The sequence below is a fragment of the Rhizobium sp. UGM030330-04 genome (assembly GCF_003208455.1).
In the GTDB taxonomy this organism is placed as follows: Bacteria; Pseudomonadota; Alphaproteobacteria; order Rhizobiales; family Rhizobiaceae; genus Agrobacterium; species Agrobacterium rhizogenes_A.
Window position 1 is genome coordinate 44,980 of record NZ_QKML01000014.1, and the last position, 15,340, is coordinate 60,319.

At 59.5% G+C, this 15,340-nt stretch carries 14 protein-coding genes; 6 read left to right on the forward strand and 8 right to left on the reverse strand.

Annotation, left to right across the window (positions count from 1 at the left end):
- Positions 1-3: 3 nt before the first annotated feature.
- Both N434_RS20245 and N434_RS20250 read left to right on the forward strand, forming a co-directional pair.
- Entirely contained in the window at positions 4-1,962 is a 1,959-nt protein-coding gene (locus N434_RS20245) for a MacB family efflux pump subunit (protein WP_110760053.1), read from the forward strand.
- Between the two features lie 156 nt (positions 1,963-2,118).
- Positions 2,119-3,216, forward strand: a complete 1,098-nt coding sequence (locus N434_RS20250) for an acyltransferase family protein (RefSeq protein WP_110760054.1) — start codon at positions 2,119-2,121, stop codon at positions 3,214-3,216.
- Positions 3,217-3,557: 341 nt separating this feature from the next.
- Here N434_RS20250 and N434_RS20255 read toward each other — a convergent pair whose 3' ends face one another.
- The 8 genes from N434_RS20255 to N434_RS20285 form a co-directional block, all read right to left on the reverse strand.
- The gene (locus N434_RS20255; RefSeq protein WP_110760133.1) at positions 3,558-3,845 is read right to left on the reverse strand and encodes a hypothetical protein; all 288 of its coding nucleotides are present in this window, start codon (positions 3,843-3,845) and stop codon (positions 3,558-3,560) included.
- Positions 3,846-4,587: 742 nt separating this feature from the next.
- Positions 4,588-4,797 carry a cold-shock protein gene (locus N434_RS20260; RefSeq protein ID WP_003508146.1) on the reverse strand — a complete coding sequence of 70 codons (210 nt, stop codon included), beginning with the start codon at positions 4,795-4,797 and terminating at the stop codon, positions 4,588-4,590.
- 262 nt (positions 4,798-5,059) lie between these two features.
- Positions 5,060-5,230: a hypothetical protein gene (locus tag N434_RS25835; protein ID WP_162854486.1), complete on the reverse strand. Its 171-nt coding sequence runs from the start codon at positions 5,228-5,230 to the stop codon at positions 5,060-5,062.
- Between the two features lie 334 nt (positions 5,231-5,564).
- Positions 5,565-6,800: a Gfo/Idh/MocA family protein gene (locus tag N434_RS20265; protein ID WP_110760055.1), complete on the reverse strand. Its 1,236-nt coding sequence runs from the start codon at positions 6,798-6,800 to the stop codon at positions 5,565-5,567.
- 19 nt (positions 6,801-6,819) lie between these two features.
- Positions 6,820-7,641 (reverse strand): sugar phosphate isomerase/epimerase family protein, encoded by an 822-nt coding sequence (locus N434_RS20270; RefSeq protein ID WP_110760056.1) that lies wholly within the window; start codon positions 7,639-7,641, stop codon positions 6,820-6,822.
- A 27-nt stretch (positions 7,642-7,668) separates the two neighbouring features.
- Positions 7,669-8,832: a dihydrodipicolinate synthase family protein gene (locus tag N434_RS20275; RefSeq protein ID WP_110760057.1), complete on the reverse strand. Its 1,164-nt coding sequence runs from the start codon at positions 8,830-8,832 to the stop codon at positions 7,669-7,671.
- Between the two features lie 10 nt (positions 8,833-8,842).
- Positions 8,843-9,985, reverse strand: coding sequence for a Gfo/Idh/MocA family protein (locus N434_RS20280; RefSeq protein WP_181424033.1), 1,143 nt, complete (start codon positions 9,983-9,985; stop codon positions 8,843-8,845).
- A 244-nt stretch (positions 9,986-10,229) separates the two neighbouring features.
- On the reverse strand, positions 10,230-10,928 hold the full coding sequence (locus N434_RS20285) for a TetR/AcrR family transcriptional regulator (RefSeq protein WP_110760058.1): 699 nt from the start codon (positions 10,926-10,928) through the stop codon (positions 10,230-10,232).
- Between the two features lie 117 nt (positions 10,929-11,045).
- Between N434_RS20285 and N434_RS20290 the strand changes: the two genes are divergently transcribed.
- The 4 genes from N434_RS20290 to N434_RS20305 all read left to right on the forward strand — a co-directional run bounded on the left by N434_RS20290 (position 11,046) and on the right by N434_RS20305 (position 15,328).
- Positions 11,046-12,335, forward strand: coding sequence for an ABC transporter substrate-binding protein (locus tag N434_RS20290; RefSeq protein WP_110760059.1), 1,290 nt, complete (start codon positions 11,046-11,048; stop codon positions 12,333-12,335).
- Positions 12,336-12,416: 81 nt separating this feature from the next.
- Complete coding sequence (locus tag N434_RS20295) at positions 12,417-13,295, forward strand: carbohydrate ABC transporter permease (RefSeq protein WP_225245840.1); 879 nt, start codon at positions 12,417-12,419, stop codon at positions 13,293-13,295.
- Entirely contained in the window at positions 13,288-14,163 is an 876-nt protein-coding gene (locus N434_RS20300) for a carbohydrate ABC transporter permease (RefSeq protein WP_065116512.1), read from the forward strand. Before N434_RS20295 ends, N434_RS20300 begins: the two co-directional genes overlap by 8 nt.
- 91 nt (positions 14,164-14,254) lie before the next feature.
- A complete protein-coding gene (locus N434_RS20305; protein WP_110760060.1) occupies positions 14,255-15,328 on the forward strand; it encodes an ABC transporter ATP-binding protein in 1,074 nt (357 codons plus the stop codon).
- Positions 15,329-15,340: the final 12 nt, after the last annotated feature.

The following is a 15,340-nucleotide window of genomic DNA, read 5'->3' on the forward strand; positions in this document are numbered from 1 at the left end:
ATCATGACCGAACCCCTGATTTCGCTTAAATCCGTGCGGCGGGATTATCCCTCCGGCGAAGGCACGATCAGCGTGCTGAAGGATATCGACCTTGCCATCGAGGCGGGTGAGATGGTGGCAATCGTCGGTGCGTCGGGATCGGGCAAATCGACGCTGATGAATATTCTCGGCTGCCTCGACCGGCCAACTTCGGGAAGCTACAGCATCCGGGGTCGGGAAACGGGAGGGCTCGATGCCGATGCGCTTTCGGCGCTGCGGCGTGAAAATCTCGGCTTCATCTTCCAGCGCTATCATCTGCTTTCAGAGCTTTCCGCGCTCGGCAACGTCGAAATTCCGGCGATCTATGCCGGAAAGGCGCAGGGAGATCGCAGGCACAATGCCGCAAGACTGCTGGGCCGCCTCGGCATGGCCGAACGCCTCGGTCACCGTCCCGGCCAGCTTTCCGGCGGCCAGCAGCAGCGTGTCTCCATCGCCCGCGCCCTGATGAACGATGCCGAGATCATTCTCGCCGATGAGCCGACCGGCGCGCTCGACAGCGCCAGCGGTGACGAGGTGCTGCGCATTCTCGATGAGCTGCATGCCGAAGGCCGCACCGTCATCATCGTCACCCATGACATGTCGATTGCCAGGCGTGCCGGACGGGTCATCGAAATCAGCGACGGGACGATCGTCTCCGACCGCAAGTCGGATAAGGTTGCCGCGCAGCGGGAGGAAACCCGGGCCGCTGCCGTTTCCGGCGGGATGTCCGGTATCGCCGGTCTTTTTTCCTCGCTGCGCGAAGCCCTGCACATGGCGCTTCTGTCGATGCGGGCGCACAAGCTGCGCACCTTCCTGACCATGCTCGGCATCATCATCGGCATCGCATCGGTCATCAGCGTCGTGGCCCTGGGGCAGGGGTCGCAGCAGCGCGTGCTGCAAAATATCTCCAGCCTCGGCACCAATACGCTGGAAATCTTCGCCGGCAAGGATTTTGGCGACATAAGATCGGGCAAGATCACCACGCTGGTCGTTTCCGATGCCGAGGCACTGGCCAAGCAATCCTATGTCGCGGCGGTGACGCCGACGGTCTCGACCTCCAGCACCGTGCGTTTCGGCGCAAAGGAGGCGAATGCGCTGGTGAACGGCGTCAGCGAGCGTTATTTCGTCGCCAAGGGCACCAAGCTGTCGCAGGGGCGCTTTTTCGACGCCGCAAGTGTCACGCAGAAGGCGCAGGAAGTTGTGATCGACGAGAACACCCGAAAATCGCTGTTTGCGGATTTCGACGGCAGTCCGGTCGGTCAGGTCATTCTCATCGGCAAGGTGCCGGCCCGTATTGTCGGCATAACGCAGGCGCAGCAGGGTGGTTTCGGCTCAAGCCAGAATCTCTCGCTTTACCTGCCCTATACTGCCGTCCAGTCGCGCTTTCTCGGCAGCCTGTCGCTGCGCAGCATCACGGTGCAGGTGGCTGATGATGTCGATGCCGCCATTGCCGAGCAGGCGGTGACGACACTTCTCACCCAGCGTCATGGCATGCGGGACTTTTACATTCTCAACACTGACGATATCCGCCAGACCATCACCAGCACCACGCAGACCATGACGCTTCTGGTCGCGGCGATTGCGGTGATTTCGCTTCTGGTGGGCGGCATCGGCGTGATGAACATCATGCTCGTTTCCGTTTCCGAACGTGTCTCGGAAATTGGCGTGCGCATGGCGGTGGGTGCGCGGCGCACCGACATTCTACGCCAGTTTCTGATCGAGGCGGTGCTTGTCTGCATCATCGGCGGCACGCTCGGGGTCCTGGGCAGCCTCGGCTTCGGCGCGCTTTTTTCCGCCTTCAGCAGCAATTTTGCGATGGTCTATTCCACGACGTCGATCATCGCCGCTTTTGTCTGCTCGACGCTGATCGGCGTGGTCTTCGGTTACCTGCCGGCCCGCAACGCGTCGAAACTCGATCCCGTCGCGGCGCTCTCGGCGGGGTAGATCACGGATATCATGCCGGGTCTGGCGACCTGCGGGCGATGCGGATAAAATTCGGACAGCGTTGAACGGTTTGTGACTGGAAGAGATGAGCCGCCGCGCGATAAACCTCGTTTTTCGCAGTATAATCCGAATCCAGTGTCACCGAGCCCCAACGCCATGATCCCATCGCCCCCGGAACGCTTCATCTTGCTTGACGGCATAAGGGGTGTGGCTGCGCTCTTTATCGTTCACCGCCATGCGGAGCAGTTTTTCGGCAGGAATCCGGCGTCGAGCTATCTTGCCGTGGATCTGTTTTTTGCTCTCAGCGGCTTCGTGCTGGCCCATGCCTACAGCAGGAAATTATACGAGGGCGCGATTACACCCGGCTTTTTCATGAAGGCACGGTTTGCGCGTCTTTATCCGCTCTACGTTCTGGCGCTGGTGCTGATGGCGGCCTATTTCATCTGCCTTTATGTGCTGGGCCTGCCGACGCCGATCGACGATCTGCATCGTCTCATCGATCCCGGCGAACTGGCTTTTGCCCTGGTGACCGGGTTGCTGTTCTTGCCCGCGCCCTTCACGCTGACCCTGAATGGCGCGCTGTTTCTCGTCAGCCCGGCATGGTCGCTTTTCAATGAGCTGGTGGTGAATGCGGTTTATGCCCGCTGGGGTGTCCGTGCGACGACAAGACAGACGGTGGTGGTGCTCTTCATAAGTGCCGTCGTGCTCATGGTGGCGGCCGCGGAATTCGGCAAGCTGCATGCCGGTTTCCGCTGGCATGAAATGTATGCCGGCATGGGCCGTGTGTTCTTCTCGTTCTTCGCCGGTGTGCTGATCTACCGTTTTCGCAATCGCGTGCCGGAATTAAAGCCGGTTCAGGCCGCTCTCTGTCTCGTGCTGGTCTGCTTCATCCTCGCCGTGCCCATGTCCGGCGGGCTTCGGCCGTATTTCGATCTCGTCGTGGTGCTGCTCGTCTGGCCGCTGCTGCTGTTCGTGGCCAGCAGGACGGTTCCGGGGCCGAAGGTCGGTGCTGTCTCGGCGTTCCTGGGCACGGCGTCCTATGCGGTCTATGTGCTGCACATTCCGCTTCTGGCCTGGACGGAGTTTTTGATCCCGGCGGCCACGCGGCAGGGCGTCGCCCTGCCGGCCGGCATCGCCTTCCTCGTCGCCACGACGTGCCTGTCATGGTGGCTGACGGTTTATTATGACCAGCCGGTTCAGACATGGCTGAAAAACCGCCTGAGAAAACACGCGCAAATCCGCCAGCCGGTCTAGTTCAGCGGGCCGGTGTGCGGATTTCAGTAATGGGCGAAGATCGGTGCCGTCAGCACGAAAGCCGCGACGAGGCTGATGATCGTCAGTTTCGCCGCTCGCATGCGGCGCATTCTGCGGCCGCTCCAGTCATACGTCATACTCACCCTCCACGCAGACGCAAAACGCATCGGATGGAGCCCGTCCGCACTTCTGCAGGCCGGGCACGGCAGTGCCGCGCATCCCATCCGCAAACCGCGTGCCACGCCTGATCCGTGCACGGCAGTTCCAATTTCAGTTTTGCCTGATATACGGCATTTGCCAAGCCGTTATTTTCATCGGTGATTTTGAAGGTCTCGGCCGCCTTACCGATAAAGCGGCGGCAGGCCCTGGATCGCATAACGCGGCAGGGGCTTCCAGGGCTTGACGCGCTCATGTTTGTGAACGCCGAAGAGAAAGAGCATTTCCTCCGAAAGATCGACAGGGTCGGTCAAGCCGTCCTGAAACAGCTGGATCACCTTGCGGGCTGCATTGGTGTAGAGAATGGCCTCATCATCGATGAGATCGTGGTCATAACCCAGACCTTCGAGTACCGACTGGAGCATTTTGAGGTCCTGCGACGAGATGATGCAATTGTCACATGCGGAAGACATGATGTCCTCCTTTCCTGTGGAGTGCGCAAAGCCGGAGCGCCAGACGTCCGCCCGGACGCCATGCGAGGGCGCTTCAACGTCTTGAATGACGGGCAACGCCAGAAACCGTATCCGGTGTCCCGGCTGATGCCGCCATGCATGTCGTGTAAAATCGCGAAACGGTCCTGTCGGTCAACGACATGCGCAGGACGGGCAGGGACGGCATGAAGCCTGGCGGCGATACGCCCTTTCATTACCGATGCCGGAGCGTGCGCCCTTTAAGGGGGATAGGCAAGTTAATTCCGTTGCAGGCGCCTGTGCGATGAAATTTGTGATCGCGGATATGACAGGCAACAAAAAAGGCCGGGGCAATATTGCACCGACCTTCCTCATATCGCTCTCAACACCAGTGCCAGTACATCCGTGGTCAAAAGTCTGAAGCGACTAGAGCAACTGCGAACGACGATTTCATTCGCGCTCACCAGCAGTTGCCATAGTGGTGATATAAGTGGGCATTGTGGCCAAAACAAGTCCGGCATCCCTGACAATGCTTCTGGTGTCGTGACTTTCCGCCTCATGCCCTGCATTGTTTCTTTGCCATCCGTGACACTGGCCAGCGAAACGGCATCGCCGCAAGGGGACGATTTTTTTTGCAGGAGGGCTCAAAGGCCCAAAACAAAAGGCCGGGCTTTAACCCGACCTCTCACAATCACTCGAACCTGCAGCCAGTACATCCGTGGTCTGCGGGGTCAAATGATGAATATCAAGCTGCCTGAAGGTTGTCGGCAGAGCTTTTTCCGGACCGGCGGTCCTGAACGATCTCGTAGCTGATCTTCTGGCCGTCGTTCAGCGAACGCATGCCTGCGCGCTCGACAGCGGAAATGTGAACGAAAACGTCCGTGCCGCCATTGTCAGGCTGAATGAAGCCGAAGCCCTTGGTGGCGTTGAACCATTTTACAGTACCAGTGTTCATAACGATTTTCTTTCCTGGAATCGTTGTGGTTCCCGCGATACCTTGCGGGATTGGATCGATTATTTGAGAGGAAATCCGACGGGGAACATGGTGTTCCGGAAACGACGTCACAAGCAATGGTCGATGGAGTTAATATAGGCACAATTTTTGATTTTGCAATGATCGCTTCGGGAAAATGGGTATTCCACGCCTCTTGATCGGTTAAGCTTCTGTTTCTAATCCTGAATATAATTCCTGCACGAGACTGCAGCGCAATCGGCGGTCAGCCGGCCCCGGGGGTCACATCCTTCGCGTCGTCGTCCGGCAGGCTGCCTGCGCCCGGCGTCTTGTCATGGTCGGTCAGAGAGGGTTTGGCGTGCGGGCCGGCGGGCGGGATATCACTTGCCTTGGAGGCTTTTCTGTCTTCCGTTTTCGGCTTCTGGGGCTGTGTCATCGGCGTTCTCCTTTGGAAAGGAAAACGCGGGGAAGAGGGTGAGGTTCCGCAGCCGCGCAAGGCGGAAACGGCCTTGAAACGTCAGCGGCGGGACCGCGGTTTCTTTTCTTCCCGGTTCATGTCGCGCCCCACCCATTTGAAGAAAATGAACAGGCTGACGCCGATGATGATGAGCGGAACGAAGGATTCAAAACTGGACATGATTCACTCTTTCTTCCCCCGGCCATCATCTTACCGGCATGGAAGAAACGCGTAATCTGCGGAATGTCGTCCGTTCTTTTTTGGCAATTGCGGCGCGCGGCCCGGCGCTCGAAAGGGCCGCGCGCCGAAGATTCTAGAGCGGCAGTGATTTCACGGCTTCGGAGCCGCCCTCGCGGGCGCTCTTCAATGCCGCCACGCCACAGAGAACCGACATGGCGCCGGCACGTGAACCCGCCCGCTGGCGCAGCCGGTCATTCGAGCCCGGTTTGAAGATCATGTCGCGCATGCGGTTGTCGCCACCGTAATGGCCGCCGGGCTCATGCGGCACCCAGATGTGCTCGACACCGCCGCCGAAGCTTTTGACCAGCAGGATTTCGTCTGCCGGCGGCTCCGTCCAGGGTTGCTTTTCATACTGGCGCATCTCGATGCGGCCCTTATGGCCGTTGAAGGCGATGTGGTGCCCCTCTATCGGCATATAGGTGTTGAGCGAATAGGATACCTGCACGCCGCTCGCATAACGGATCGACGCGCTCATCGTATCGGGGATGTCGATTTCCTCGCGGAAAACGCAGGCATCGCGCATATAGCCGTCAATGCTCGACGGGTCCTCATAGAGCGCATCGAGGAAGGGATCGGCACCGAGATCCATGAAATAATCGCACTCATTCTTGTGCGGACAGGTGCGACAGCGCGTTCCGCGGAACGGGCCGTTCTTGCCATAATGCAGCAACTGTCCGAAACCCTTCACTTCGACGGGATCGGAATCGAGATACCAGTTCAAGAGATCGAAATGGTGGGTGGCCTTGTGCACGAACAGGCTGCCGGAATGTTCGGTGAAGGCGTGCCAGCGGCGGAAATAGTCCGCGCCGTGCTGGTTGTCGAGATACCAGTGGAAATCGACTGACGTGACGGTGCCGATGGCGCCGTCGTCGATCAACTCCTTGATCCGCGCGGCGGTGGGAGAGAAACGGTAATTGAAGGACACGTCGACCCGGCGGCCGCTTTTGGCCTCCGCTGCGCGAATACGGTCGATCTTTTCCGGGGTGGTGGTCATGGGTTTTTCGCTGATGACATCGGCTCCGCCTTCCAGCGCGCGGATGATGATGTCGTCATGCGTATCGTCAGGCGTGCAGACGATCACCAGTTCCGGGCGCTGCTCCAGCATCATCCGGTCGAAATCGTCATAAAGCGGTGCGTTCGATCCCATCATGGCGCGGGCGCGTTCGGCGCGCATCAGGTTCAGGTCGCAAATGCCTACCAGCTCGACATAATCGCTCCAGCCGGCCAGAAGTTCGCGGCCCCACATGGTGGTGCCGCGATTGCCGGTGCCCACCAGCGCATAGCGTTTGCGTTTCACCCTTTCAGGCATTGTCTCTCTCCCGGATATCTCAACAAACAGTCTTGAAACGCTCGACCACCGTGGACAGAACCTCGTCCATTGGCCGTGCCTGCCAGCGATGCGAAAAGATTTCCACTTCCTGCGGGCCGTGGAAGCCGGCGGCCTCGATCATGGCGCGAAATGCCTTCAGGTCAATCACGCCGTCACCCATCATGCCGCGATCATTGAGCGGATCGGCGGTCGGTACCAGCCAGTCGCAGATGTGATGGGCAAGGATTTGCCCGTTCCTGCCGGCCCGCGCCACCTGTTCCTCCAGTTCCGGGTCCCACCAGACGTGGTAAACGTCGATGGCGACACCAGTGCCGGCCCCCAGCCGGTCGCAGAGATCGAGCGACTGTTTCAGTGTGTTGAAGCAGGCGCGCTCGGCGGCGTAAAAGGGGTGAAGCGGTTCGATGGCCAGCGGCACGCCGGCGTCCCGTGCATAGGGCAGAAGTTCGGCCATGCCGTCTTCCACCATCTGCCGCGCGCCTTTCAGATCGCGGGAGCCGGCGGGCAGGCCACCCACGACAAGCACGAGGCAATCGGCCTTCATGGCGGCCGCTTCATCGACGGCGCGTTTATTATCCTCGATGGCACGGCGGCGGCCTTCCGCATCGGGCGCGGGGAAAAAGCCGCCGCGGCAATGGCCGCTGAGGCGCAGGCCGTTCTGTTCGACAATGCGGGCGGCTTCCGCGAGCCCGACGCCGTGCACCTGTTCGCGCCAGGGCGAAATGGCGGTGATGCCATGGGCAAGGCAGGCATCAACGATGGCGCCAAAAGCACCGCCCTGGCGCACGGTGGCGAAATTGATGGAAAGGCCCTCAAGGCTCATATCGATATCTCCCCTGGTTCTGCTGCCTCAGCCAATGCCCCGGACCGAAAGAAACGCCTTCATGCGGTGCGTTGCGAGATCCGGTTCGGCAAGCACATTGGCCTTGTCCGCCAGCCGGAAAAGCTCGGCGAAATGCTGCGTGGAGCGGGTGCTTTCCTGCCCACCAACCATGGTGAAATGCTCCTGCAACCCGTTGAGATAGGCGAGAAACACCACGCCAGTCTTGTAGAAACGGGTGGGCGCCTTGAAGATATGGCGCGACAGTGCCACCGTCGGCTCCAGAATATGGAAGAACTCGTTGTCCGCGCCACGCTTCAGGCTGGCGAGAGCCTTGGAGGCGGCCGGCGCAATGGCGTCGAAAATGCCGAGCAGAGCGTCCGAGTGCCCCTGTTCGTCACCGGCGATCAATTCGGCATAGTTGAAGTCGTCGCCGGTATACATGCGCACACCAGCCGGCAGGCGGCGGCGCATGACGATTTCCTTTTCCTTGGAAAGAAGCGAAATCTTGATGCCGTCGATCTTGTCGGCATTTTCCTCGATCATGGCAAGGCAGGTTTCCATGGCCTGCATGTGGTCACCGGAACCCCAGTAACCCTCAAGCGCCGGGTCAAACATCTCACCCAGCCAGTGGATCACCACTTTCTGCTCGGCGCGGGAAAGCACCCTGGCATAAGCCTTGAGATAATCATCCGGCGAGCGGGCAGCAGCGGCCAGCGCGCGGCTTGCCATCAGGATAACGCGCCCGCCTTCTCCCTGAACAAAATCAAGCTGTTCCAGATAAGAGTCGATAATCTGGTTTAGATCATAACCGCCACTATCAAGATGGTCTGTGCCCACACCGCAGGCAATCAGCGCATCCTTGCGGCTGGCTGCTTCCCTCAGCGAACGGGAGATCAGTTCCTGCGCCTGCGGCCAGGCCAGCCCCATGCCGCGCTGCGCCGTATCCATGGCCTCGGCGACACCGAGGCCAAGGTCCCACAGACGGTGACGGAAGCGCAGCGTCGCGTCCCAGTCGATGGCGGGGGTCAACCACGGGTCATTATCGGCAAACGGATCGGCCACCACATGGGCGGCGGCGAAAGCGACGCGGTTGAAATCCGCAGCACTTCGTTTTTCAACCGCGACGGGCGTGCCGGACAATTTGTAGACCTCGATACTACGGTCGTCCTTCGGAAGCTTGAGTTCGCTCACGTCAGCCTCCTCAAGAGATTGCGGGAACGTCGAGCCAGCGGCGTTCCTTCCACGATCTCAGCCCCAGTTCGGCAAGCTGCACGCCCTTCACACCTTCCATCAGCCCGTAGGGCCATGGGTCATTGTCCACCAGATGGCGCACGAACATTTCCCATTGCGCCTTGAAGCCGTTGTCATAGACGACATTGTCAGGCACTTCCTGCCAGGTCTTGTAGAAATCGATGGTCTGCGGCTGGTCGGGGTTCCACACCGGTTTCGGTGTATTGGTGCGGTGCTGGGTGAAGCATTTGGTCAGGCCCGCCACCGCCGAACCATGGGTGCCATCCACCTGGAAGGTGACGAGATCGTCGCGGCGCACCCGCACCGCCCATGAGGAATTGATGTGGGCGATGGCGCCGCCTTCCAGTTCGAAAGTGGTATAGGCCGCGTCGTCCGCATCCGCCTTATAGGCTTTGCCCTGCTCATCGAAACGTTCCGGAATATGGGTGGCGCCGAGGCAGCTCACCGATTTCACCGGGCCGAACAGATTGTCGAGCACATAACGCCAGTGGCACAGCATATCGAGAATGATGCCGCCGCCATCCTTCAGGCGGTAGTTCCATGACGGGCGCTGCGCCGGCTGCCAGTCGCCTTCAAAAACCCAATAACCGAACTCGCCGCGCACCGAGAGGATTTTGCCGAAAAATCCGCTGTCCCGCAGCATGGCGAGCTTGCGCAGACCGGGCAGGAACAGCTTGTCCTGCACCACGCCGTGCTTGATACCGGCGCTTTCGGCGAGGCGGGCAATCGCCAGCGCCTCTTCCATGGTGTCGGAAATCGGCTTTTCGCAATAAACGTTCTTGCCGGCCTTGATGGCTTTCTCCAGCAGGCTGCCGCGCATCTGCGTCGTGCCGGCATCGAAGAACAGCGTATCGTCAGGGTTTGCAAGCGCCGCATCGATATCGGTCGTCCAGCGGGGAACATTATGCTTTTTCGCGATTTCCTCGATCTTTGCGCCGTTACGGCCGACCAGAATGGGGTCAAGCATGACCCTTTCGCCGTTCTTCAAAAGCACGCCGCCCTGATCGCGAATAGCGAGAACGGAGCGAACGAGATGCTGGTTGTAACCCATGCGGCCGGTGATGCCGTGCATGATGACGCCGATACGTTTCATGAATTTCCTCCCAAGGCGGCCTTTCCCCGAAAGCCGCTTCCGTCAAACATGGCAATTTGTAACCATTTGGTTATTTGTGGTCGTGAAGGATGCGATCTGTCAAGGTGTTTTTGGCGGACAAAATTCGAATTTCGAGAGAGGCCGTCGTTCGCCTTCTTCACCGCGCCGCAAAAGAAAACGACGCGCTTCGCGGATGCGAAAGCGCGTCGTCGCTGTTGTTAAACGGGAATTCGGTTCTACCGGCTCAGACTGGCCGCACTGCAGCAAGCAGCGTGTCGACGATGTGCTGGCCCCATCTTTCCAGTTCGGCAGGGTCGGTCAGGTCGCGCTGGAAGATCGTCGACAGCGTGAACCGGTTCGAAAGATAGAAAGCGCCGAGTGAAGCGATGGTCAGATAGACGTCGATCGGATCGAGACCGTCACGGAACTCGCCGGCGTCGCTGCCGCGCCGCAGCACCTCTTCCAGCTCCGAAATGAAATTCGAATGCATGGCGGCAATTGTCGGGGATTGCCTGAGATAGCGGGCTTTATTGAGGTTTTCGGTGGCGAGGATGCTCAGGAATTCGGGGTGATCGAGGAAATAATGCCAGGTGAAAAGCGCAAGCTCCCGCAAGCCCTCCGAAGGGGGCTTGCGGGTGAGGTCGAGTCGCCTTTCGGTGTGGCGAATATGCCGATAGGCGTCTTCCAGAACGGCGAGATAAAGCGCATCCTTGTCGCCGAAATAGTGATAGATCATCCGCTTGTTGGTGCCGGCGCGGCGGGCGACGACATCGATTCGAGCCCCCGCCAGCCCCTTGGCGGCCACCTCGCGGCGGGCGGCTTCAAGGATGGCGGCACGGGTTCTTTCAGGGTTTCGCACCTGTGCGGTGGCGCGTTTGCGCTTGGGCGCAGGCGCTTTTTCCGAAGCCGGATCGAGTGGCTGGTTTTTTGTCGTTTCTTCCATTTCAGCACCCGCTTGACAATGTTTGCGATCAGTGTTCCCATGTAACCAATTAGTTATAAAACGGCAAGTGTCGTTTACGTTCATCATCAATTGGCAGTCAATAGGGAGGAGTTGCCAATGCCCATGATGCTTCACAGGAGAGGTGTGCTTTCAGCAGGGCTTGCGGCCCTGTCGCTTGCAACATTGGGAGGAGGGTCGGCGCAGGCGCAGGCCGCGCGCCTTCGCATGTTGTGGTGGGGGTCGCAGGAACGCGCCGATCGCACCAACAAGGCGATATCGGCCTATAAGCAGGTCAAGCCGGATCTCGATATTGCCGGTGAATTTGCCGGCTGGAGTGATTACTGGCCGCGCCTTGCCACGCAGGTGGCGGGCCGCAACGCGCCTGACCTGATCCAGATGGATTATCGTTACATCTTCGAATATGGCCGTCGCGGCGCGCTTGCACCGCTCGATGAATATATCGGCAAGGGCCTGAAGATCGAAGATTTCGGCAAGATGAACATCGATTCCGGCCGGGTCGATGGCAAGCTTTACGGCATTAATCTCGGCGTCAATTCCAGCGCCGTTTTCTTCGATCAGGCGGCCTGGGAAAAATCCGGCGCGACGCCGCCGGCGACGGGGCAGACCTGGGAAGAATTCGCCGAAAACGCCGCCAAGCTCAGCAAGAACAAGCCGAAACCCGGTTATTATGCCACGGCCGATGCCAGCGGCGTGGAGCCGAGCTTCGAGAACTGGCTGCGGCAGAACGGTAAATCGCTTTATACGCAGGATGGCGGCATCGGCTTTGATCCGACGGATGCGACCAAGTGGTTCACCATGTGGGCGGATCTGCGCAAAAGCGGCGCCTGTGTGCCGGCCGATGTTCAGGCGCTGGACCAGCTCAATATCGAGACCAACCCGTTGACGACAGGCAAGGCGGCGACCGCTTTTGCCCATTCCAACCAGTTCGTGGGATATCAGGCGCTCAATAAGTCCAAACTGGCGATCAGCGCCTATCCGAAGAGCGCGAAGGATGGTCCGTCCGGCCATTATCTGAAACCCTCGATGCTCATCAGCGTTGCCAATGGCAGCGCCGGCATTGAACAGGCGGTCGGTTTCATCAACTTCCTCGTCGCCGAACCACAGGGCATCGATATCCTCGGTGTCGAACGCGGCGTTCCGGCCTCGGAGTCCATGCGTAACGCGCTTACCCCCAAGCTCGATGAGGTCAGCAAGAGCATGGTGGAATATATTGCCGAGATTACCCCCGGCGTCGGCGATCTGCCGCCAGCGCCGCCTCCGGGCGCAGGCGAGTTCGCCTTTGTCCTGAAACGCACGGCGGAGGAAGTCGGCTTCGGCAAGATTTCGCCTGAAGAGGGCGGTGACCGTCTCGTCAAGGAATCTGAAACCGTTATCAAACGGAAGTGATGGCGTATGGCCTTTCGATCTGAAACTCTTGTGGGGGAGAGCCGTGGCGCGGCTCTCCCGAAGCGGGGCAGCGTGAAGCGGATGTTCGACCGCAATATTCACGCCTACCTGTTTCTTCTGCCCTGGCTGATAGGCTTCTTCGGCCTCACGCTGGGCCCGGCGCTCGCGTCGCTTTACCTGTCTTTCACCAATTATGACCTGTTGCAGTCGCCGGACTGGGTGGGGGCGGCAAACTATGTGCGCATCGCCACCGATGATCCGAAATTTGCAGCGGCCATGCAGGTGACGTTTACCTATGTGCTGCTGTCGGTGCCGCTGAAGCTCATCTTCGCCCTGCTGGTGGCGCTTGCCTTCAATCGCGGCATCAAGGGTTTGACGCTCTACCGGGCGATCTTCTATCTTCCGTCGCTGCTGGGTTCCAGCGTGGCCATTGCCGTGCTCTGGCGCCAGCTTTTCGCCTCCGACGGCCTCGTCAACATGATCCTCTGGCAGGCTTTCGGTTATGAAGGACCGAGCTGGATTTCCAACCCGGATTATTCGATCTACACGCTGGTCATCCTGTCCGTCTGGCAGTTCGGTTCGCCGATGATCATCTTCCTCGCGGGTCTGAGACAAATCCCGCAGGATATGTATGAAGCCGCCGAAATCGACGGTGCAAGCAAGGTGCGGCAGTTCTTCCGCATTACCCTGCCGCTCCTGACGCCGGTGATCTTCTTCAACGCCGTGATCCAGACGATCGATGCCTTCAAGGCCTTCACACCCGCCTTCATCATTTCCGAAGGCACCGGCGGGCCGATCAACTCGACGCTGTTCTACACGCTCTACCTCTATCAGGAAGCCTTTGGTTTCTTCCGCATGGGCTATGCCTCGGCGCTTGCCTGGATTTTGGTGATCATCATCTCGCTGTTCACGGCCTTCTCGTTCCTCAGCGCGAAATACTGGGTGCATTACGATGACTGACGCTGTTACCGCCCCTCGGCCCGGACAAGGCCCGCAACGTACGCCGCTGAAATCGGTGATGCTCCACACCGCGCTGATCATCGCTTCCTTTGCGATGCTCTATCCGATCCTGTGGATGATTTCAGGTTCGTTCCGGCCACAGGATGAGCTGTTCGGTTCTTCCTCGCTCATTCCCTCGTCGGTCGATATCGGCGGTTATATCCGTGGCTGGACCGGGCTGCAGGTGAGTTTCGGGCAGTTCTTCTGGAACTCCTTCTTCATCTCGGTGCTCGCCACCATCGGCAATGTGGTCGGCTGCTCGCTCACCGCCTTCGCCTTTGCAAGGCTGCGGTTCGGTGGGCGCAATTTCTGGTTCGCGCTGATGCTTGGCACCTTGATGTTGCCCTATCACGTCGTGCTCATCCCGCAATATATCCTGTTTCTGGAAATGGGCTGGGTGAACACCTCGCTGCCGCTGATCGTGCCGAAATATCTGGCGACGGATGCCTTCTTCATCTTCCTGATGGTGCAGTTCTTCCGCGGTATCCCGCGTGAACTGGACGAGGCGGCTGTCATGGATGGCTGCTCGCCCTTCCGCATCTACTGGAAGATCATGTTGCCCCTGTCGCTGCCGGTGCTGGCGACGGCCGCCATCTTTTCCTTCATCTGGACCTGGGACGATTTCTTCGGTCCGCTGATCTATCTGAACGACATCAACACCTACACCGTGCAGCTCGGCCTCAGATCCTTCGTGGATTCCACCGGCAGCTCGGACTGGACCTCGCTTTTCGCCATGTCCAACCTGTCACTGGTGCCGGTCTTCCTGTTCTTCCTGTTTTTCCAGCGGCTGCTGATCGAAGGCATCGCCACGACGGGAATGAAACGCTGAACCGAGGGAACCGGACCGAGAACGCATTTTATAAGACCATCAACACTGTCGCGGCCGCCCTTGGCGCGGCGCGACAGTCGGGAGAAACAGCATGGCAAGCAGCATTACTCTGGAAAAAATCGTCAAGCGGTTCGGCGCTTTTCCGGTCGTTCACGGCATTGATCTCAAGATCGAGCCGGGTGAATTCACCGTTTTTGTCGGCCCCTCGGGCTGTGGCAAATCCACGCTTTTGCGCATGATTGCCGGGCTGGAGGAAATCTCCGAGGGTGATCTTCGCATCGACGGCGAAAGGGTCAACGAAACAGCCGCCTCCAAGCGCGGCATCGCCATGGTTTTCCAGTCCTATGCGCTCTATCCGCATATGAGTGTCTACAAGAACCTCGCCTTCGGGCTGGAAACCGCGGGCTACAAAAAACCGGAAGTCGAGGCGCGGGTGCAGAAGGCCGCCGATATCCTGCAGATCGGCCCGCTATTGCAGCGCAAGCCGAAGGCACTTTCGGGCGGCCAGCGCCAGCGTGTCGCCATCGGCCGGGCCATCGTGCGCGAGCCGAAAATCTTCCTCTTCGACGAGCCTCTGTCCAACCTCGATGCCGAACTGCGCGTGCAGATGCGCGTCGAAATCGCCAAGCTGCACCAGACGCTCGGCAGCACCATGATCTATGTGACGCATGACCAGGTGGAAGCCATGACCATGGCCGACAAGATCGTCGTCCTGCGTGACGGCCGCATCATGCAGGTCGGCCGCCCGCTCGATCTCTACAATAATCCCGCCAACCAGTTCGTGGCCGGCTTCATCGGCTCGCCGAAGATGAACTTCCTCTCCGCCAAAGTGGTTTCAGGCGACAGTTCCAATCGCACCATCGAGGTGGCCGGCCAGCGCATCGTGCTGGAAAAGCCGGTTGCTGCCGGCGAAGGCGAACCACTGACCTTCGGCGTGCGCCCCGAACACGTCAACCCGCAGGCGCAATCCTCGCTCGGCGAGGCTTCCATCCAGCTCGTGGAACATCTGGGCGGCTCGACGGTGGTTTACACCAACACCCCCGACGGCCAACCGGCCACCGTGCTGCTGGACGGCCAGCGCCCAATCTGCATCGGCGAGACCATTCCCTTTGCGTTTGATCTGGCGAAGACGCATCTGTTCGGGGCGGATGGGCGGCGGATATGAGAGTGGGTGGGT